This window comes from Chthoniobacter sp., from assembly GCF_040003245.1.
Classification (GTDB): Bacteria; Verrucomicrobiota; Verrucomicrobiia; order Chthoniobacterales; family Chthoniobacteraceae; genus Chthoniobacter.
In genome coordinates, this window is the sequence record NZ_JBDUCX010000033.1 from 18,019 (window position 1) to 36,951 (window position 18,933).

The following is an 18,933-nucleotide window of genomic DNA, read 5'->3' on the forward strand; positions in this document are numbered from 1 at the left end:
GTCGCCAACGAACTGGCGTTCTTCGTTGCCGACAGGTTTCCCTTTGCGGTCGTTGACGTTCCAAAGAATACTCCCCGCCTCGTGAAGCTCCTCCCTGCCCTGCGTCTGTTCGCCTTCTGCGCTTTGTTTCCCGGCTTCTCCACCAGCCCCGGCAAAGCGGCTGACCTGCTCACTCCCGGCGAACCCGTGGTTCTTTCCGGAACACACGGAAAATTCGATTTCCTGACCGTCGATGCAGCAAAGCGCAGGCTCCTGGCCGCCCATCCGGGAAATGCGTCGCTCGACGTCTTCGATCTCGATCAGCGCACGCTCATCAAGAGCGTGGCCACCGGAGTGGCGCAATCCGCGGTCGTCGATGAACAGGGAGGCCGTTACTACGTGGCCGTCAGCAAGCCTCCGCAAGTGGTCATGCTCGACTCCACAAAATTCGAGGAAGTAGGAAAGGTCTCCTTGGGAGGGCCAGCCGACCTTTCCGCCTTCGACGCCCGATCCGGCACGGTCTACGTCGGCCACGATGACGGCAAGGAACTATGGGTGGTCGATCCCGCGAAGCAAAAGGTGATCGCCACGGTGGCCCTGCCCAGCGACGCTCCGGAGGATCTGGGCTTCGACGCGACGGGCCAGCGCTTGTTTCAAGCCCTCAAATCGAGCAGCGTCATCACGGTCATCGACGTGGCGGCAAACAAAGTCACCGCCTCCTGGCCGACCGCTCCCGCGCAAGCCCCTCACGGCATGGCCATGCTGCCCAAGGAAGACGCCTTCCTCGTCGCGGGCGGCAATGGGAAACTCGTGCTGATGAGCCAAAAGGACGGCCACGTCCTTTCCTCGACCGACATCCCGGCTCGCGTCGACCAGATCGCCTACGATGCCGAAACGCATCGGGTTTACTGCGCCAGCGGCACCGGAAAAATCGCCGTGGTCGGCATCGAGAATGGAGTCCTCACGACCCTCGGCGAGGTCGCCTCCAGCGAAGGTTGCCACAGCATCGCCGTCGATCCCAAGACCCACACCGTCTGGATCGCCTACGCCAAGGGAGACGCAAGCTACGTCCGCCCATTCGCGGCGGTGAAGTAGACACCCGCATCATCTTTATGAACTCAGAAAATCGCGACACACTCAGCAAAGTCCCGGCCGTCACCCTCGTCTTTTGGATCATCAAGATCCTGGCGACCACCTTGGGGGAGACGGGCGGTGACGCCGTGTCGATGTCCATGGACCTCGGTTATCTCGTGAGCACCGGGATTTTTGCCGTCATCTTTATTGTCGCGGTGATCGCCCAGGTCCGGGCCAATGGCTTTCACCCCTTTCTCTATTGGGTCACCATCATCGCCACGACCACCGTCGGGACGACCCTCGCGGATTTCTTCGATCGCTCGCTCGGGATCGGCTATGCCGGTGGCAGCGCGGCGTTGTTCGGTTTGCTGATGCTGTCCTTGTTCACTTGGCACCGCACTTTGGGCTCCGTGGCCATCGACACCGTGGCTTCGACGAAAGCGGAAGTATTCTATTGGGTGACGATCATGTTCTCCCAGACTTTGGGCACTGCGCTCGGTGATTGGGTGGCAGATGATGCGGGATTGGGGTATGGCGGCAGCGCCATTCTCTTCGGGGGAATGCTCGCGGTGATTGCGGCAGTCTATTACTGGACCAGGATTTCCCACACGGTGTTGTTCTGGGCGGCCTTCATCCTCACCCGCCCTCTCGGCGCCGTGGTTGGCGACCTTCTGGACAAGCCCCACGATCACGGTGGGCTGGCCCTTAGTCGCTATTCCGCCTCGGCGGTCCTGCTCGTTCTGATGGTGGTCTTCATCCTGGTTTTTCCGCAGCGGGCGGCCAGGAGAGCACATTAACGCCGCCGACGAACGAGAGGACTAGCGGCGCGTTCTAAAGATCCGGCTTCGGCGGCGCGGTGCCCTTCTCGAGATGGGAGACAAACTCCTCCCGGGCCTGGTCGCTGATGCCGTGGGTGACTTTCAGGTGCAGCCGGGTGGTCAGGAAATCCTCAATCGTCTGCCAGCCCTCGCCGGCGCGGATGCGCTTGGTCCACGCGCAAACGGTGAGGAGCTGGGTCTGGAGCTGGTGGACTTCGGCGCTGGTGCGGGAGAGCTCCTCGTAGAGCCGCTGCTTGGTATTGGCGTCGGCCCGGGCCCGCTGCTCGGCCTGCCGTAGCGGAGTGATATCGATGACCTGATCGACAAAGAAGCGCGGCCGGTTATCGATCTCGCGAGCGAGCGTCATGACATGGAAGACGGAAAGATAGTGCCCCTCCTTGTGCTGGCAGCGCTTCTCGAGCTGGAAGCTCTCGACTTCACCGCGGATGAGTTCGCCGAGATGGGCGAGAACGGCACCGAGATCATCGGGATGGGTGAGGCGCTGGAAATCGAGCGCCAAAAGCTCTTCAGCCGTGTAGCCAAGCAGGGTCGCGAGTGAGGCGTTGACACGCAAAATGCGTCCGTCGACGGCAAGAAGGGCCATGCCGTTGGCAGCGTGATCGAATGTATGCTCAAAAAGCGATGTCGTCGTCACGGGTGGTTTTAGAGTCGCGGTTGCGGGCGCCTATTGCAGCAGCTACCCTGCCAAACGATCGCAGCCGGGGTGTTCGCGTACCAAATGCAGCCCGATTGCGCGAGTACTTTCCGCACCCTTACCCTCGCTTCAGGGTGGGTTTTCTTCATTGGATCAGAGGGATGGCTCTCTGGCGGGCCTCCTGTCCGGCGCGAGTCGCAAAGATGACCGAAATCACGCCAAAAATGAGGGGAAAGCGGATCATGAGGATGAAACGCAAGGCATTCGCACGGCGCCGTTTAAAACGCCGCCAGCCGTTGAATTACCCAGAACATGGCCACACTGCCGATGGCGTAGGGAGGCAGGGCGCGGGCCACCCTCGCCGGGAGTCCTGTCGTGAACGAAGGCCGGATTTCCAGCACCAGCTTGCGAGCCATCGCCAAGGTGCCAAGCACCGTGCCGACGAAGGCGAAATGCCCGATCTCGACGCCGATGCTGAAGAGCAACAGGGCCAGCGGGATATGGCCTTGGGGCAGCCCTGCTTCGCCCAACCCGCCCGCAAAACCCAACCCGTGCAAAAGCCCAAACGTGAACGCCACCAGCCACGGCTGCCGCTCGGCAAGGCTCGCCGCTCGATCGGGGAAATGTTCCCGGCGTTCGCGACTCCGGAGGATCTCTAGGGTGACAAAGACGATGCTCAGCGCAATCACCGCCTCCACCGCCGGCTGAGGGACATGCACGAACCCGAGGGTGGCGAGAGTCAGTGTCACGGTATGCGCGACGGTAAAAGCAGTGATCGTCTTCAGCAGCCGCACCCCGCCACGCACCAGCAGCAACAAGCCGAAAATGAACAGCAAATGGTCCGTGCCGGTGAGGATATGCTCGATGCCGAGCACGAGATACGTGTGGACGATCTCCGCCGGATGCGGCACCGCGGCGACCACGAAGGACGGCGCGGACGGCGTGAGCCGGGTCACTTGGGTGGTGCCGTCGAGCCGCTCGAGGCGCACGAGCACATCGGTCATCGTCGCCGACAGGCCGGCGATATGGATCGTCCCGCCGGTGAGACTGCCGGCGCGTTTCACGCTCCGGCGCTCCGCGGCACTATTGTTCGCAAAGGAAACGCGCGGCTCGCTCGCCTTGGCGGTGCCCTCGGGGAATTCGACGTGCAGGCTGAGGCGTTGGTCATCGCCGCGCGCCGGCACTTTCCACAGGACGCGGTAGGTATCCGCGCCGGTCTGGTGCAGTTCGAGATAGGCGGGGCGCACTTCGTGGGCGAAGCCACGGGCCGTGAGCACCACCAAAAGCAACAGGATGAGCCGCGCGTGTTTCATCGCGCCGCCTCCGCGAGCTGCGGTGGGGATGGACGTTCCACGGTCACGTTATAACGCTGGAGCAGACCGGTGTAGAATTGTTCGTTCGCCCGCAAACGCTGTGTATTGGCCCATTCCCGGCGCACGGCCTCACGCGCTTCCTCGAATGGCTGGACGCGGCCTTCCGTGCTTTCCTGCACGAAGACGTAATGCGCGCCATAGCCGGATTCGATCGGCCCCTGCCAGGCACCGGTGCGCAACCCGCCCAGCTTCGTGGCAAAATTCTCTCCAAACCGCGCTGCCACTTCGCTCGCGGTCGCACGGGCCAACTCATGCTCCAGCAAGGTCTGGTCGCCCAGCGTCACCGCATCCGCGCCGGGTTGATTCAGTTGCGCCAGCAAGCTGGCCCCGTCAGCGGTCAGGTTCGCGCCGTGCCGCTGCGGATTGAGATAGACCTGGCGAAACGTGAAGCGTCGCTCGTCCCGAAAGGCATCCGCATGGGCCTGCCAGTAGGCGCGCAGTTCCGCCTCGCCCGGCTCGGCCTGCGCGGCCAAATCCTGGGAAATAAATTCCACCTTCTGCTGGAGCCGCCGCCGGATCACCGCGTCATCCTTGTCCAGGCCCATGGCCACCGCTTCGCGACAGCAGATCTCCTCGCGCACATAGTCGCGGATCAATCCCTCCAATTCCTCGGAAGATGGCGGACGCTGCCAGGTGCGGGTGAAGCCGATGGTAAGGTGCTCAATCTGTCCCGGCGTGACGACGATCCGGCCCGGCGCGGCGTCGGTGGATTTCGACATCGCGCGGTAGGCGAAGAAGATCGCCGCACCGAGCACGAGGAAGTGCAGCAGCGGTTCACGCAGGAGCTTTTTCATACGCGCGCGGGCGGCGTGATTACTTCGCCGGCGTGTACCAGATCGGCGAGGTGTAAGCGCGCTCCGTCGTGGTCATCGGCACTTCCTTCGGCATCTTCACGCCGAAGTATTTGGCGTCGTAGGCCGTCCAGCGCGGGGTGGGGATCTCGATCACGCGGCCGTAGTAGAAGGCGCGCTGGGCGGGATCGAATTCCGGATCTTGCCACACGGAGATCAGTTCGGGAGCGCCGATCGTATTGGTCCAGGTGGCGTTTTCGACGTCCACGGTGCTGCCTACCGACGGCAGCTTGCCATCCGCGCCCGCCCGACGATTACCGGACCAGGCGACATCATAGACTTTTTCGTGGGTCTCCCCTTTGGCATCGAGCCAGCCCTTCACAATTTGATAGCGATCGAGGTTCGCGCCGATCGGATCTTTCAGCGCGGCGACGAGGAAGGTCGGCGCTTTGCCCGCGGGTGCGGGCGGCAGGTCCCCGCCCATCGGCACGCCCTTGGTGTAGCCGATCGCGGCGGGCAGACGGTTCTGCGCGTCTTTCGCCTCGAAATCGAAACCACCGAAGAGCCGCACCACCATGCGCGGACCAGTCGTGGCGTAGACTTCCTTGCGCTTCATCGCATCGAAAATCGCCGCCCGCGTGTTCTCCGTCGCCCAGACCGCAGCATAGCCCGAGGCCGTCTGCTCCCAGCCCATGATGACGGTTTTGCCATCGGCCGATTTCACAAAGGGATGCGCCGCCCGGTCCGCGCCCGGTTCGGAACTCGAGGTCTTGCCGAAAAAATTGTCCTCCTCCACCGCCGCGAGGGCGGTGTGCGCGTCGGTGCTCCCCACCATGCCGAACTTGTAGGGATTCACGCCCAACTCCGCTTCCATCTTGAGCCCGTTCTTCAGCGCGGAGCGCGCGTATTCGAATTCCAGCATCTCCGGCTTCTTCAACACGGTGAGATCGAGGTTGCCTTTGTCCCAGCGCTCGAAGTTCGCGAACTCATCGTTCGGCGAGAGGAACGGATGGGTTTCACCGTCGCCCTTGATCTGCGTCGCCTCGTAGAGCGGCTCCCATTTCATCCGGCCTTCGGCGTACTCGCGGTCGATCCTCTTGCCGGTAAACGATTCGATGATCGGAAACATGCGCCCATTGCTGAGATTGCCGTTGTGCGCCAGGGCGAGGATTTCGCTGTCGGTCTTTTCCTCGCAAGCCGCCATCCATTTCCACAAGTCGCGCGGATTGTCGTTGCCGTAGGGCTTCATCGTCACGAACGGCTCGACGCGACGCGCCTTCTCCCCGTTTTCGCGGAAGATGATATTGCGATGCAGGTTGTTTCCACCGGTGTTCGAGGTCCATTCAAAGCCGATGAAGGCGGTGAACTTGCCCGGCTCGTTCGCCTCATCGGCGGCGGCGATGGTTTCCAGCCACGCGGAGCGATAGGTCGCGGTGCCTGGCACCGGCAGGATCGCCTTCGAGATCGTGCCCTTGCCAAAATTCACGACGATCTCGATGGCGGCCTGCGCACCCTTGCCGGAATGGATCATCTCGCTCCACGCTCGCCCTTGCGGGTCGGCCATGATCCGTGGGTCGCCGGCCAGCAGCATCGGAAAGAAGCCGAAGCCATCCGAGTGATCGGTCACCACGATGAAGTCGAGCGGACGCGACAGCTTCACCGACTGCCCGCTGGACGCCATGACCTCCTGCCCCTTGCCAAAGCGAAAGGCATCGCGCGGCCCGAGCCGGCAGCCAAAGGCGCCCGCATCCATCGAGAATGACGTGTGCGTGTGCGTGTCGCCGAAGTAGGGGCGCGTCGGGAAATTACGCCCGGCGTAGGGCGAATAGGGTGGCTTCGAGGGAAAGGTTTTGCCGGCACTCTCCTTGTCGAGCGTGCCGATGTCGGTGACGGCTTCGTCAGCAGCGAAGGCCGGTGCAACGATGACCGCGAGCAGTGCGAGACTGAAAGCGGTGAGGGGAAACGTAGACAGAAGAATTCGGTTCATAGCGACTGGTCCGGTGCGATTTCAGGTAGCGAATTCGTGATTGAGAAGCGCCCCCAAACTTGTGACCGAAGTCCAGCCGCCGCTCCGCCTGCCGTCCAGCCCTTTTATGTGTCTTGAGACGACAAACGAACCCACAAGGAAACCGCGCTGTCGTCGCCATGCCTTTCCGCTTTGGCGGGCATCCGCCGTCGAGCCGCCCCGGAGCGCGGTGACGGCCCTCCTTAACGCCTAACGGCTGCTGTCACCATCCGCCTGCATCGCGTACTCGATTTCCAGACAGAGCCGCTTGCGGAGGTTCTCGAATTCCTCATTGAGTGTCGCAAATTCAGCGGTGTGGGCAGCTCTCGCCACTTGCAGCTGTTTCAGTTTCAACAGCGGATTGAGAAACTTGATGGTCGCAACGTGAAGATCGTGCATGTCGATTTCAGAGCAATCTCAATGCCAATCCGTCGCTCCACTCTACGCGTATTCACGAGCTCCAGAGCAGCGCCTGGGTCGAGAACTTGCGAAAGCTTATTTACGCCTTCTACAACCCTCAGTTTTCCTTTCGCAAAGTAATCGAACGTCGTCCCAATGCGGCGGATGACATCACGAGACTGCCTCTCGGGCGATGCGCACAAGGATTGCTCGCGGCTCTGACCTCATCTTCGGGAGTTCGTCACTTTGCTGGACGACCTGGCGTGCGCCGAGCCGCTCGATCAAGACGCCACCTTGCGGTAATTAGAGACGGCACCATTTGTCTTCCAGGCGCCAGCCGGCGAAATCCTAAAAGTGCCGGCGGAGGGGGTCGAACCCACACACACTTGCGTGTACAAGATTTTGAGTCTGCAATTTTACACTGGTACCTCGGAATTTCGCTAAATCGTCGCTAATTCTTGGGCTCCTGCTACAAAGATCTGACTTCGTGAATTTACTATGCAGCCCTCCCCTGCTCCTCGACCTTCGAGCACTACCGTGAAGTCGTGGAACCAAAGGACGCGGCGCGCTACTGGGCAATTGTGCCGAGCGCCGAGGCTGAAAAAGTGGTGGCGTTCGCGCGCTGAAAACATTGTGGAAAAAGTTTTGCGCGACCCCAAAAATTGAGTAACAGTCCCCAATCGTAACAATTATCGAGCGCACCTTTGGTAAGGTGTCGCTCCCAGCGGGTGGATTTCCACCGGCCAATTCAGGTCCTGAGGCGCTTTCGGGCGCCCCGGGGTCGAGAATCGGCGAGCCAAAACAAAAACCATAGCATCGGCACCTCCGATAACGGGGTGGCTGGTGCGTCATGCACTGTTTTGGTTTTGGTGATACCGCTTACGGGCAATGTCATTGGACATCGCTCACTTCGCGTGTTCGCGCATGCCATACAGGATTCAACTGTCGCGGCTGCTCCTTCAAATTGCCGTCTCCTCTCGGGACGCCGCGGCTAAACCTATAAACAAGAACCGAGTGGTGGCGGCAGACAAAATGAGTGATACGAACAAGACACCGAAGGAACTTCTCAGAGAGGTTCAAGCAGAAGCAATGGCAAAGGTGAACGAAAGCAGGTTCCGCCTGTTGCTCGCCCACGACGAGGCAGACGAGATCAATGCCGACGACGACTACAAAGTCGGAATCCTTGATATCCTCGGAAAATACGAGAATGGCCTGTCACTCGGGAAGTTCGCCCGGGTCTTTCCCGACGTGCCCGAACTGCGCGTCGCCAAGGAAGCGTTGATCAAAGAAGGCAAGATCAAGGAATCCAAGGAAGGCACCCAAAAGGTCCTCGCCCTGACAAGCAAATAGGCCCCACCGCACAAGCCTTCGCTGACATATGGGCTCAGTGAAGATTCGGGCTGCCATCGCGGAAGGTGGCAGCCCTTTGTGCCGGGGAACTTACCAACCATCAAATAGGTTCTTTCTTGTGAGTTCTCTCAATACAAATCTCGCACCGAACATCCCGACCGACTTGCTGACAAAGAAGCAACTCAAGATCCGGCTGAATCTTCCCTCAGAGCGAATGGTGGAGGAAATGATGAAGAAACGGATGATTCCGTTTCTCAAGCTCGGCCACAGAACAATTCGTTTTGAATGGTCCAAGGTCCAGGAGGCCATCGCCAAGTTTGAACACAAAGCGGTGGGCCAGAAATAACAGACCTTTTGAAGCAGGTAGTTCCACACCCATCCCGCACCCGCCAATCCCAAAAAATACATCCATTTCCAATCAACCATTTATCTCCACACATTATGACCGACAACCTCAACGCCGCCGCCGTCAATATCCAGCCTCTGGAAAAGCTGATAAAAATCCCGAAAAGGCAAAGGTGGGTCGAAATCGAGCACACATTGTTGCGCCGTATCAATCTGCAAATCCTGAACCACGAACTCCGCTTTTCCCTTCCAGGGTTGCCTCAATGCAACGTTGTACTCCGGCGCCACACCGTCCCTGAGCGCCTGTATTGCAAAGTCACTGTACTAACGCTCGAACACCATTGGCCCAACGATATTGTTGCCAACCTTCGTTACCCATACACTTACGCCGCCCTCTTGAATCTCGCCGCTCACCGCATTGCCGTCCACACCGACCCGCCGGTTATCTATTTCAGCGGAATCGATTCCACATGGAATAGTTCTACCTTCGAACTGTACTTTAATTTCCAAAGCGATGGCGACACAATTCTACGAGATCTCCTCGAAGTGAGGCGTCTACTTCTCGTTGAAGTGAACAAGGTGCTTAGCATTTTTGCCACCGGTCCCGAAGAAAGACTACCGGCTGCGATACCCGCTGATGAGGCCGTGGAAGAAGCCCCCGAATGAGTGACGAATTGCCGTCATTGCTGGCATATCAAAAAGCCCATCCTCAAAAAACAACTAAACCAAAACCCGCCTTCTTGGGTCCGATCCCTCGGCCTGCACCTTTCCAAGCAAGGTATCCACGTCGGATGCTTTGCTTTTTTGCCGTATGCGTCGGCGCCTATTGGTCCATTCCCACCATGAGCTACGGCACCGTGGGCAAGATCATCGACGGTCTATCGTCGTGCAAAACCATTGCGGCTCTAGTATTCGGGCGAGATGCACGACATCGAGACCGAATATATTCGAGTCAGACAAATCCTTGATCAAATTGGCGGTGCAGCCTTCTTTTCGAGAGAACACAAGAAATCCCGCGAGTGGTATGTCCTCGGAGCCGTGCGGCAACTGCTGCTTCATGCGGGTCGTGATTTTCCAACCCTTGCCGAGGAGAGCGAGGCCCCGGATTTTCGAGCGTATCACGCCGATGGGTGTGTGTGGGCTCCTATCGAGATTGTCGAAGTGCTCCCCCCGGATTACAAACGTCACGCCCACTACAAGGAAGTTGAACAGGGAAGACGATCTGCATATTACGTCGTGGGGCCACCGCTACAATCGCCATGGGAACCATTGCGAAAGCAAATTACTGAAAAAGCACACAAGAGATACCCGAAGGGAACTTGCCTTATCGTCTATCATGACATAGGGCGGCTTTCCTTTTCCGATCCGAGCACTCCGTTTCATGAACGCTTACTTGCTGAGCACGCGGTATCCCCGTTTATTGGTTTGGGCTCATTTGCTCGGGTGCTCATATTGAGTTCCGAAATGGAGTGCCTTGTCCAATTGCATCCGATAACAGAGACGCTTGTATCGGATAAAGGTCACTGAATGGCCGGGATTTGCTTTACGACACGGTCGTGCAGGCGGATGGGGTGACGGCAAGTTCCAATAGACGATATTTGCCAACGTGACGAGGGCGCGCTTAAATATGGCATGATTGTCGATGATACCATCAGGTTAACTCCTTTGCTCGCATAAATCTACATCTTGATAGTTAATACCGCTTGACAATCTCCGTTTTTGTGCGAAGTTCCCGTGCGCAGGAATTAGCCGGCGCACTATAACATGAGCTAACCCGAAACGATCTTCATCCAACATATCCCAAAGAGTCCCGTGACTTGAATTCAGTGGACCGGCCAACCGGTATACTGAATTCAGAGCACATCGCTCTTAAAGGACAGCACCAACAAATTAAGTGCTGTGACCCTGCTTCATTGGAAGCCTATAGACAAGGTCGTGTCTGGATGGATTCTTCGGCGGCTCGCAGAAACATATGAGAAATAAGCAGAATTTACCACCGCCAATAGACACACGCGGAAAAGTAGCATATACACCAAGAGCGGTTGTTCGTGAACTTTTCTATCCTGTGCGCGAAATCGATTCGCGCACTCTTTTAGGAACGTTACCGGACTTTTTAAATCCAGAAGGTCGTTTTGAAAACTTCTGTCTAATATATCGCGACCCTTGTCAACTCTATATCCATACCGCTGAACTACCTGATGCGGAATTTAACGAGTGGGAAAGAATAGGTTGGGTCCAAATCGAACAGACGGCTGAGAAGTGGAATCAGGAGTTAAATAGAGATAATGAGCAGGAACTCCGATAAGGCCAAGCGTTCCAAGCAGCCACGGTCTATCACGGTAAAAGAATTGCATCATCTGGGCTATGCCCCAGGTGATGTGATTCGGATCAGCCCGGGGTATGTATCCGGGATTCACGAGATTATCGATGAACAAGGGAAGCAGGCTGGCTTTTGTCTCCTACAGGTCAGAGGGGAGGTGGAGGGAGTAATCCTTCCACTCCCTTTCGGCCAATACTTGACGCAGCACGAGTTTGATCTGTCCGAGTATCAAGAGCCCGATGTCCACTAAGGATGTTAATACATATTAACTATTATACTGGTCAATGGCACGAAAGCTTGATATAGTTACTATAGACTTATGAGAGAAGAATTCGGAGACAGACTCCACACCCTGAGAACAAGACTCAATTTGACTACGAAACAGTTGGCCGTAAAGGCCACTGTTCCGGAGTCATTGATTTGTGGACTACAGGCAGGAAGCAGAACAATCGGTGAGAACAACGCACGCAAGATTGGAACTGCTCTTGGGCTCACTGGTGCCCCTTTGGAAGAGTTCGTTTACTTGGCGATCAACAATGCCAAAGAAAAGGTGCTCGATGAATACAAAGGTTACCCGGCCGAAGTATTGAACCTGGTAGCGCATGAACTGCAACAATCCGGTATAGCCCCTGAGATGGTCAACCGGTGCGTGCGTCATCCGAAGTTGCAAGATGGATTGAATCCTCACGCCGCCGTGTTTCTCAAAGACGGTAGATCGGCATTAATCGAGATCAACATTTCCCAGCGATAACAAAAAAAATTTGGCCTGTATCCTCCACGTTATGTGGATGGCCTACTAAACAGAAAAAGCAAAACCCACTGCGGATGCCAGTGGGTTTGCCAACAGAACTATGAATGAACAGTATAGAAGAAACAGACGGGATTGTCGATCCTATTCGACCATCTAAAGTAAATAAATGCGAGGCAATTGCCGCAAGCGCCAACAAGAATGGTGTTTCCGGCAGTGGCTTCGATAGACAGACATCGAAACAACTCACGCGAAGAATCATTGTTGCGAACCTCCCCGCGGACTGTGTTGACAGCACCATCCAATTCGATCCTCTCGACACTTGCCGCAAAGAAGAGCCTCCCAAACTGCTTGCCCACGAAGCCAACTTCCTTTTCATGCTAGAGAACGAACGGCGCAATCGTAAGATCGTCTTTCGCCGGGCGATTCGAGGAGTTTCCTACACGGTAACCGATATCGACGGAGTTCAGATGATTGATCCTGTGCCGGAGATTGTCGTTCGACTCCCCGAATCTACCAGAGTCGATGAAGGCGCTGGGCAAGTCTCCTGGCGTCTCTTCTCACCGGAACTCGCCAAGAGAATCAACCCCAAGCAGCCGGATGTCACCGCGGCCGTTCTCATCTACGGGCTCCTCTTGTGGCAGAACAACAACTACGCCCAGACAATGATCAATGGAAAGCGTCACAGCTTTCGTAGTCTGAACGAACTGTTGGCAGATCACCCGTATTTTACCCGCAGTCAGATTCACTCGGCTCTAAACCGTGCTGAGGTTGCCTTAAAGGGACGCTTCCAGATCGTTCGTAATCGGGAAAAGTTCTACTTCCACGTGGACGACTACCTGAAGAAATTGCAGGCGAAGGACAAATTGATAGGCTTCACAATGGAGCGAGCTGTTCAATGTAAGGTCATCGGCGCTGTTCTGATGCAAAATCTCTATTACCAGTTGGACCATTTCGCATTTCCAAAGACCGATGATGCCGGCAATTCCTATGGCAGTCTCAGTCCACGGGAGCTGAGTAAACACCTTCCATTTCACGAAGACACCATCAGCCGAGCCTTGACGGATCTACGTAAATCTCCAAACGGCTTAGTTCGTCATCCAGAGGACAAATCGTTTTACACGATGGCGGACTCATTTGTGCGATCTTCTGACGTTCCAAAAACACGTCAACGTCGTGCCGCAGAAGTAACCAGCAATGCCGCAGAAGTGAACACCTGTGCCGCAGAAGTGACCAATTTACTCTGGCCATATAGTAATGAATATAGTAATTCATCTTGCAAGGGTAATATAACGAACCCGGCCGAGGCTCCGCCTGTCCGGATTCGTGAACTACCTATTACACCCTCGTCTGAAGGATTAAGGTATTTGAAGTCATTTGGTGAACAACTGCTTCAGAAGTTCAGGAATGATCAACTCAGCACTTCCGGCGTGAAGCCGAAAGTGATCAAGGTAAAACCATCAGAATTGCCTTATGATGATGTCAGCCGCACCGATTTTGATCTGCCTTATGATTTCATTCCGTCAAGGAGGCTACAACCACTTTGTCGCACCCGGAAACAATGGCTGAAGGAACGAATTGAACAAGTCACCCTCTTTTGGCGTTGTGTTGGTTTCAAATACACCAAAAGGGACATGGAGCAATTGCGGCATTTCCTCACTGACAACCCACGTTTGCCGGAGGACTTCTTTGAGCAAATTCATCAAAACCTAAATCCAGAGCACAATTGGATGCGCCTAGGTGATTGGAGTGCAAAGAAGGGCAAGTATGACTGTCTACGCTTTCTACGTCGGGTGAAGACTGCAAAGGCCCTTCTGCAATACCTCCCACAGATCATTTTTCAGATGTTCATGCGACCTGAGATGATCGACGGCAAAATCGCCTTCACGGGCGAGATTGAAGAACCGTTCAACTCGATCGACTACTCCTATCTGGGCAAGATCCCGAACAGCCGGCTCGTGCAGTTGAACTATGTCTAGCTGCCACAATAGCATGACGCGCATATCATTTAGCTCGCTTTATTAAGGTGTATTAAGTATTGTAGTTGGATGACTTTCCTACACCAACTCGCCACCGTCATCCACAGAAGACGCCCAAACAACAACTCGCCACTTTACCCTGGCGTCATTGCAGCCATTTGTTTCCTCGAGAAGCTGCGCATCCCAGGAGCCGACGGAGAGGATGATCTTCAGCGGCTAGACAAGATACTGGCGCCTATTGCCGGTAGCTCGTGTGATTCCGTCACGGTCGAACGTCTGGAACCTGGTCAATGGGACGACGGACAGCCGCGCTACGTGATTCAACTGTTGGCCGATGTATAGATTCATCTCCCCTCAAGGCGAGATCATCAAAACGAAAACGATCCGTGAATTCGCATCAAAGCACAACTTTCCCTACAGCATGGCCCGCTCATTGGCCTGTGGCTCTCGGGCACGGCTGAGAGGTTGGTGCAGCACAAGCAAGCGGGCTAAGAAGCACCGGGAACGATTTATGACCCGGTTGACGAACATGCGAACGGGTGAAACTGCCATTTTGGGTGGGAGCGTGAAGAGGTTCGCAGGCGATCATGGTCTTTCACTTCAAGGGCTATCAGAATTGGTGAACTACCGCGTGCCGATCTATCGCTATTGGGTATTGCAGGGGACTCTGGAGGCTGTGAACGTCCATACGCCTGCCGACTTCTTCTAAAAACGCATTTAGACGGTCATTTCCCTGTTCGTGCTCTCCGACGATTCTGGCGGGCTTGTAGGCGCGGGAAAGGGCATCTGAGACTCACTTCTTCTCTGTCAGGTGCTGTGCGTCGTATTCTTTCCAGAAATCGGCCACAGGCAGATAGGGACTGTCGTAATAGGCGATGAACTTTAGTGTCAGATGATGGCGAAGAGGTTCGAGGTGCTTTCCGTCGGGGCTAACACGAAGCTTTTCCAGCTTGGACATCTTAAGTAACGGAGTGTAATCTGTAATGCGATTTTTATATATTTCCAGTTCTTCGATGGGCGCATCACTTAATGGAGAGAGATCGGCAATTTGATTACCTGAGACGAGCAAGCGGCGGAGCTTTTTTCCATGTAGTGGTGAAAGATCGGAGATTCGATTACTTGCGGCTGACAAAACTTCCAAGGGCAAGTTGGCCAAAGCAGCCAGACTGGTGATGCGTGTCCCGCTAATGCTTACATCACGAAGCGGGGCTGCACTAAGCGGCGAGAAGTCGACCACTTCGGTGTATGCACAAAAAATCCTTTCCAACGGTGCTCCCCGTAGGGGCGATAGATCAATAAGCTTTGAGTCGCTAATGTAAAATTCACGCAGCGGCATGCCCTGGAGTGGCGAAAGGTCAGTGACTTTGGCTTCGTAAATTACGAGTTTAGACAGGTGCATTCCGCGCAGTGGAGCGAGGCTCGTAAAACTGCCGGTAGGAGCGTCGAGTTCATCAATTGGCAGTCCGTGCAACGGTTCCAGCGTGTCTATATTAGGGAGCCGGACGGAAATCAAACCGGTTACCGTTACGTCCACATGTGCATTGACCACGGCTGGACCGAGCCAGTTCTTTATCCGTTCGCTCACTAACTTTCGCTTTACCTCGGCTCCAAGTTGGAGCTTGCCGGATAGTGCTGCAAGTTCTCCAGCGGCTCCCACTCTCTGAAGATGTTGGATGAGCTGCTCCATCCGTTTGGGCACCCAGCGCTCTTGCTCCGTGGTGGTTACGAATTCCTCGACAGTGGGAAGGATTGAAGCAAGCGATGCGTGGGCAGGGTCTTTCTGCTGCGCAAGGCGAATGGCATTTGCAGCAACACTCCACTTCTCTTGCCCGATGAGAATCCATGCACGTTGCCAGTAAGCGGGCAGCAATTCGGGGTCGAGGGTAAGAGCAGAATCTGCCTTCTCCAAGGCGCTGTCGAAATGCTGAAATCCAGCTTCGCTCTGAGCAAGGGCGAGCATCGTGGGAGCGGTTCTCTTCAAATTGGTAAGCGCACTTTCCGCTCGACGGCCTTCGAGGACCGCTTTTGCCCCGAAGCCTATGCCTACTACCAACACCGCCACTATGCCGATTGACGCGGCCTTATTGCGTTTCAACATGAGCTGGAATTGTTTCCAAGCGCTAGCATTTTCCGCGCTGGTTGCGAAGCCGTTTTGATAGGCGGTAAGGTCGCGCTGGAGCTCCTCTACAGACAAATACCGTTGTCTACGTTCGAGAGCCATTGCCTTGTGGACCACGGATGCAAGTGAACCGGGAAGCTCACGATCTTTTGGCCCGGTGAGTGGTTCAACGCGGCCTTCTCCGACTTTGCTCACAATTTCAGCAGCGGTGCGACCCGTGACAGGCGGACGGAAAGCAAGAATTTGGTAGAGGATTGTTCCCAGAGCATAGATGTCGCTTCGGTGGTCGAGGTCTTCCACCTCACCGCGGGCTTGTTCAGGCGACATATACTGCGGTGTGCCCATGATCGTCCCGGTCATGGTGCTTCCCAAATTGGACTCGGCAGCACGGGCCGAATGAACGATTGAAACAGCGGCTGTTGGATCGCCATTCTTCCGGACGATCTTGGCCAATCCCCAATCCATGACCAGCACACTGCCGAAGTCTCCAAGCATGATGTTCTCTGGTTTCAAATCCCGATGGATGACACCACGACTGTGGGCAAAAGCCACGGCGTCACAGACTTTCTGGAAAATGGTCAGCAGCGCCGGTAAGGGATACTTCTTCACGGTCTCCGGGATTCCCTGGGCCAGTAGATCCAGCACCTTCTTGAGCGTGATCCCTCGGACCATCTTCATCGTGTAGAACACCTGGTCTTGTTCATCCACACCCAACTCGTGGACAGGGACGATATTCGGGTGTTCCAGTTGCGCCGTCACCTGGGCTTCCTCAATGAATCGCAGCACATCACCTTCGTCAGCCGACCCGAGCATCACCTTCATGGCCACGGTGCGCTGTGTGGCCATCTGCTTGGCGTCAAGAATGGCTCCCATGCCACCTTGTGCGATCTGTCTGCCAATAGCGTAGCGTTTATCCGTCAGGAGATCCTCAGGCAGGTAGCGACGAATTGCCGCCTGTTTTGGTGCCAGGCTTAGATCTGGTTCACTCGATGTGCGGTGCCGCCGAACTTCCAAGGTAATGTCGGGACCGAGACGAATGCTCTGATTGGGGAAGAGACGGGTGATCTCCTTCACCGGTTGATCGCTCACGAAGGTGCCATTGCTGCTGCCAAGATCCTGGATGAAGAGTTGATCGTATTCGATGGTGAGCTTCGCATGTCGCCGGGAAACGAGTGGCGTCTCCGCATGAATCTCCACTTCCGCACTACGACCAATCACGTAATCACCAGGCGGCAGCGTCACATGCGCCAACACATCGCTGCCGTGCTTCAAGATCACCTCGGTCTGGGGGACATGCATGGAGGTCGAGGTTGGACAAAGCGTCGGCAAACCGCAACTCCAGCGAACACAATACTCGTTTGACGAGTATCAAACGCACCCTAATGTCCCCGCCTCACATGCCCACACCTACCTCTTCACTCGAACGTCTCAATCAACTCAAAGCCGAACTCGCCTCCCTCGAACAAGCCGCGATTCAAGAATTGATGGAGAAGCGCAACAGCCTCAGCCTTGAATTGGCCACGGTGGATGCCGAACTGGCTAAGCTCACCGGCAAACCAGTTGAAGGTAAGAAGTCTCGTTCTGCCGCATCATCCAGCCCAGGTAAGAACATCCCATTACAGGAATTGAAGGAAATGCTGACTGATGCGCCCAACAAGACTCTGAACATCCGCAAGGAGGGACTGCAACTGCACAACATCAAGGTGCTGGCCGAAGCAAATCCTCAATTGCTGAAGCTGGGTGGCAAGGGAGCGTGGCCGACTGTCACGCTGCTGAAGTAGTCAGCACAGAAGCGCATGCCCGCTGATTTCTTCATCGACTCCGTTCGTGGCATCGTCTTTTCCAAGGCGATTGGAACGTGTAGCCGGACCGATATCCTCGGCCACATGGACCGCCTGCGCGGGCATCCCGACTTTCGCCCCGAGATGGATCAGCTATTTGATTTCCGGCAGGTCACGAATGCCGCGTTCTCCGATGAAGACGTGAGAATGCTGGCCACTCGAAACATTTTTCGTGGAAACTCCAAGCGTGCGCTGGTCGTGTCCTCTGACGAGCACTTTGGACTAGGGCGTATGTTCGAAACATATCGAGAACTTGAAGGAGAGCACGGCATCACAATCTTTCGAGAGATGGATGACGCACTTGCCTGGCTCTCACTTTCGGCAGAACCTGACACCAAGTTGTTCATCAAACTCGCGCCCCCGATTGTCGACGCGCAATCGTGTGATGCCGCGTTATGAACATAAAGTTGAAATGTCTTGAGATCAGGCGGCGCGAAGCGTTCGGAAAAAAAGCCAACTGGTCATTCCCACGCTGAGATCATTGAAGTAGGGAACCGGCCTTGGAAGCAGTTTCATGATCTGGTCTGCTTCGTCCTCGGATACGTGCTTCATAATTGCTCGGCGAACTTCGCGAGCGGGGTCGCTCGTTTCGATAAGCCAAAGAAGGCTTGCGAAAAGCGTTACGACAGGAGGCTCAGCAAGGCGCGCACATTGCACGATTTCCCAACCGACCCACTCGGCGTCCGCAATATCCGTAACGTTGATGACGACCACATGTGCGTCTCCGATCCACTTAAGAACGGTTGTCTTCCAATCCACATCATGCCACTGATCCAGCGGAGGTTCTACTGATTTGATTCGCTGCCGGTCACGTCGGCTATACACGACAACGTGAATCCCACGACGATCGAGAAAGTAAAGCTGCCCATAGCCGACCAAAATGGTTCGGTGATTAAAAAGGTCGCGCTCCACGGCATCGGCGAAGCGCCAGAGGTAAACGATCTTCCGGTCCGCTGACTTCACCAACAGTTTTGAAATCTCGGTAACGAGAACAATCCCAGCAACGGCAACGACCAAAATCACGATCTGCCCCTTGATGGACAAGATATCCATAAACGTCCCAACCGCCGGGATCGCCGCTATTAACCCGGATATTTCATCCTTTCTGCAAAAAGTTAGCGAAGTCCCCGCGGTAAA

18 protein-coding genes are annotated in these 18,933 nt (G+C 55.8%); 11 read left to right on the forward strand and 7 right to left on the reverse strand.

Features of this window, described 5'->3' with window-relative positions:
• Window positions 1-81 precede the first annotated feature (81 nt).
• Window positions 82-1,074 carry a hypothetical protein gene (locus ABJF10_RS06520; RefSeq protein WP_348543723.1) on the forward strand — a complete coding sequence of 331 codons (993 nt, stop codon included), beginning with the start codon at window positions 82-84 and terminating at the stop codon, window positions 1,072-1,074.
• Between the two features lie 17 nt (window positions 1,075-1,091).
• Window positions 1,092-1,850 carry a hypothetical protein gene (locus tag ABJF10_RS06525; protein ID WP_348543724.1) on the forward strand — a complete coding sequence of 253 codons (759 nt, stop codon included), beginning with the start codon at window positions 1,092-1,094 and terminating at the stop codon, window positions 1,848-1,850.
• Window positions 1,851-1,884: 34 nt separating this feature from the next.
• Here the strand turns inward: ABJF10_RS06525 and ABJF10_RS06530 are convergent, their stop codons facing one another.
• From ABJF10_RS06530 to ABJF10_RS06550, 5 genes are all read right to left on the reverse strand, one after another.
• On the reverse strand, window positions 1,885-2,526 hold the full coding sequence (locus ABJF10_RS06530; protein WP_348543725.1) for a PAS domain S-box protein: 642 nt from the start codon (window positions 2,524-2,526) through the stop codon (window positions 1,885-1,887).
• 278 nt (window positions 2,527-2,804) lie between these two features.
• Window positions 2,805-3,839, reverse strand: a complete 1,035-nt coding sequence (locus tag ABJF10_RS06535) for a HupE/UreJ family protein (protein WP_348543726.1) — start codon at window positions 3,837-3,839, stop codon at window positions 2,805-2,807.
• Window positions 3,836-4,693, reverse strand: a complete 858-nt coding sequence (locus ABJF10_RS06540) for a peptidylprolyl isomerase (protein ID WP_348543727.1) — start codon at window positions 4,691-4,693, stop codon at window positions 3,836-3,838. The genes ABJF10_RS06535 and ABJF10_RS06540 overlap by 4 nt, the downstream gene beginning before the upstream one ends.
• A 19-nt stretch (window positions 4,694-4,712) precedes the next feature.
• On the reverse strand, window positions 4,713-6,677 hold the full coding sequence (locus ABJF10_RS06545; protein ID WP_348543728.1) for a DUF3604 domain-containing protein: 1,965 nt from the start codon (window positions 6,675-6,677) through the stop codon (window positions 4,713-4,715).
• Window positions 6,678-6,905: 228 nt separating this feature from the next.
• Window positions 6,906-7,094, reverse strand: coding sequence for a hypothetical protein (locus ABJF10_RS06550; RefSeq protein ID WP_348543729.1), 189 nt, complete (start codon window positions 7,092-7,094; stop codon window positions 6,906-6,908).
• 924 nt (window positions 7,095-8,018) lie between these two features.
• Between ABJF10_RS06550 and ABJF10_RS06555 the strand changes: the two genes are divergently transcribed.
• The 7 genes from ABJF10_RS06555 (at window position 8,019) to ABJF10_RS06585 (ending at window position 13,836) form a co-directional block, all read left to right on the forward strand.
• Window positions 8,019-8,444, forward strand: a complete 426-nt coding sequence (locus ABJF10_RS06555; protein ID WP_348543730.1) for a hypothetical protein — start codon at window positions 8,019-8,021, stop codon at window positions 8,442-8,444.
• 118 nt (window positions 8,445-8,562) lie between these two features.
• Window positions 8,563-8,790 (forward strand): hypothetical protein, encoded by a 228-nt coding sequence (locus ABJF10_RS06560; protein WP_348543731.1) that lies wholly within the window; start codon window positions 8,563-8,565, stop codon window positions 8,788-8,790.
• Window positions 8,791-8,885: 95 nt separating this feature from the next.
• A complete protein-coding gene (locus ABJF10_RS06565; protein WP_348543732.1) occupies window positions 8,886-9,455 on the forward strand; it encodes a hypothetical protein in 570 nt (189 codons plus the stop codon).
• A gap of 255 nt (window positions 9,456-9,710) precedes the next feature.
• Window positions 9,711-10,316 carry a hypothetical protein gene (locus ABJF10_RS06570; RefSeq protein ID WP_348543733.1) on the forward strand — a complete coding sequence of 202 codons (606 nt, stop codon included), beginning with the start codon at window positions 9,711-9,713 and terminating at the stop codon, window positions 10,314-10,316.
• Between the two features lie 445 nt (window positions 10,317-10,761).
• Entirely contained in the window at window positions 10,762-11,094 is a 333-nt protein-coding gene (locus ABJF10_RS06575) for a hypothetical protein (RefSeq protein WP_348543734.1), read from the forward strand.
• Between the two features lie 334 nt (window positions 11,095-11,428).
• Window positions 11,429-11,860, forward strand: coding sequence for a helix-turn-helix transcriptional regulator (locus ABJF10_RS06580; protein ID WP_348543735.1), 432 nt, complete (start codon window positions 11,429-11,431; stop codon window positions 11,858-11,860).
• Between the two features lie 104 nt (window positions 11,861-11,964).
• A complete protein-coding gene (locus ABJF10_RS06585; RefSeq protein ID WP_348543736.1) occupies window positions 11,965-13,836 on the forward strand; it encodes a hypothetical protein in 1,872 nt (623 codons plus the stop codon).
• A 793-nt stretch (window positions 13,837-14,629) separates the two neighbouring features.
• On the opposite strand, the gene ABJF10_RS06590 is transcribed toward ABJF10_RS06585, so the two are convergent.
• A complete protein-coding gene (locus ABJF10_RS06590; RefSeq protein ID WP_348543737.1) occupies window positions 14,630-17,254 on the reverse strand; it encodes a protein kinase in 2,625 nt (874 codons plus the stop codon).
• A gap of 98 nt (window positions 17,255-17,352) precedes the next feature.
• Between ABJF10_RS06590 and ABJF10_RS06595 the strand changes: the two genes are divergently transcribed.
• Both ABJF10_RS06595 and ABJF10_RS06600 read left to right on the forward strand, forming a co-directional pair.
• Complete coding sequence (locus ABJF10_RS06595; protein ID WP_348543738.1) at window positions 17,353-17,736, forward strand: hypothetical protein; 384 nt, start codon at window positions 17,353-17,355, stop codon at window positions 17,734-17,736.
• Window positions 17,737-17,751: 15 nt separating this feature from the next.
• Complete coding sequence (locus tag ABJF10_RS06600; RefSeq protein WP_348543739.1) at window positions 17,752-18,195, forward strand: hypothetical protein; 444 nt, start codon at window positions 17,752-17,754, stop codon at window positions 18,193-18,195.
• 24 nt (window positions 18,196-18,219) lie between these two features.
• Here the strand turns inward: ABJF10_RS06600 and ABJF10_RS06605 are convergent.
• A partial coding sequence (locus ABJF10_RS06605) for a hypothetical protein (protein ID WP_348543740.1) occupies window positions 18,220-18,933 on the reverse strand: 714 nt, incomplete at its 5' end.

Excerpts from the sequence above, each read along its gene's own strand:
- ABJF10_RS06525 (WP_348543724.1), top strand. The coding sequence starts at position 1,092 with ATGAACTCAGAAAATCGCGACACACTCAGCAAAGTCCCGGCCGTCACC.
- ABJF10_RS06535 (WP_348543726.1), bottom strand. The coding sequence starts at position 3,839 with ATGAAACACGCGCGGCTCATCCTGTTGCTTTTGGTGGTGCTCACGGCC.
- ABJF10_RS06540 (WP_348543727.1), bottom strand. The coding sequence starts at position 4,693 with ATGAAAAAGCTCCTGCGTGAACCGCTGCTGCACTTCCTCGTGCTCGGT.
- ABJF10_RS06545 (WP_348543728.1), bottom strand. The coding sequence starts at position 6,677 with ATGAACCGAATTCTTCTGTCTACGTTTCCCCTCACCGCTTTCAGTCTC.
- ABJF10_RS06550 (WP_348543729.1), bottom strand. The coding sequence starts at position 7,094 with ATGCACGATCTTCACGTTGCGACCATCAAGTTTCTCAATCCGCTGTTG.
- ABJF10_RS06555 (WP_348543730.1), top strand. The coding sequence starts at position 8,019 with ATGCCATACAGGATTCAACTGTCGCGGCTGCTCCTTCAAATTGCCGTC.
- ABJF10_RS06565 (WP_348543732.1), top strand. The coding sequence starts at position 8,886 with ATGACCGACAACCTCAACGCCGCCGCCGTCAATATCCAGCCTCTGGAA.
- ABJF10_RS06570 (WP_348543733.1), top strand. The coding sequence starts at position 9,711 with ATGCACGACATCGAGACCGAATATATTCGAGTCAGACAAATCCTTGAT.
- ABJF10_RS06575 (WP_348543734.1), top strand. The coding sequence starts at position 10,762 with ATGAGAAATAAGCAGAATTTACCACCGCCAATAGACACACGCGGAAAA.
- ABJF10_RS06580 (WP_348543735.1), top strand. The coding sequence starts at position 11,429 with ATGAGAGAAGAATTCGGAGACAGACTCCACACCCTGAGAACAAGACTC.
- ABJF10_RS06585 (WP_348543736.1), top strand. The coding sequence starts at position 11,965 with ATGAACAGTATAGAAGAAACAGACGGGATTGTCGATCCTATTCGACCA.
- ABJF10_RS06590 (WP_348543737.1), bottom strand. The coding sequence starts at position 17,254 with ATGCATGTCCCCCAGACCGAGGTGATCTTGAAGCACGGCAGCGATGTG.
- ABJF10_RS06595 (WP_348543738.1), top strand. The coding sequence starts at position 17,353 with ATGCCCACACCTACCTCTTCACTCGAACGTCTCAATCAACTCAAAGCC.
- ABJF10_RS06600 (WP_348543739.1), top strand. The coding sequence starts at position 17,752 with ATGCCCGCTGATTTCTTCATCGACTCCGTTCGTGGCATCGTCTTTTCC.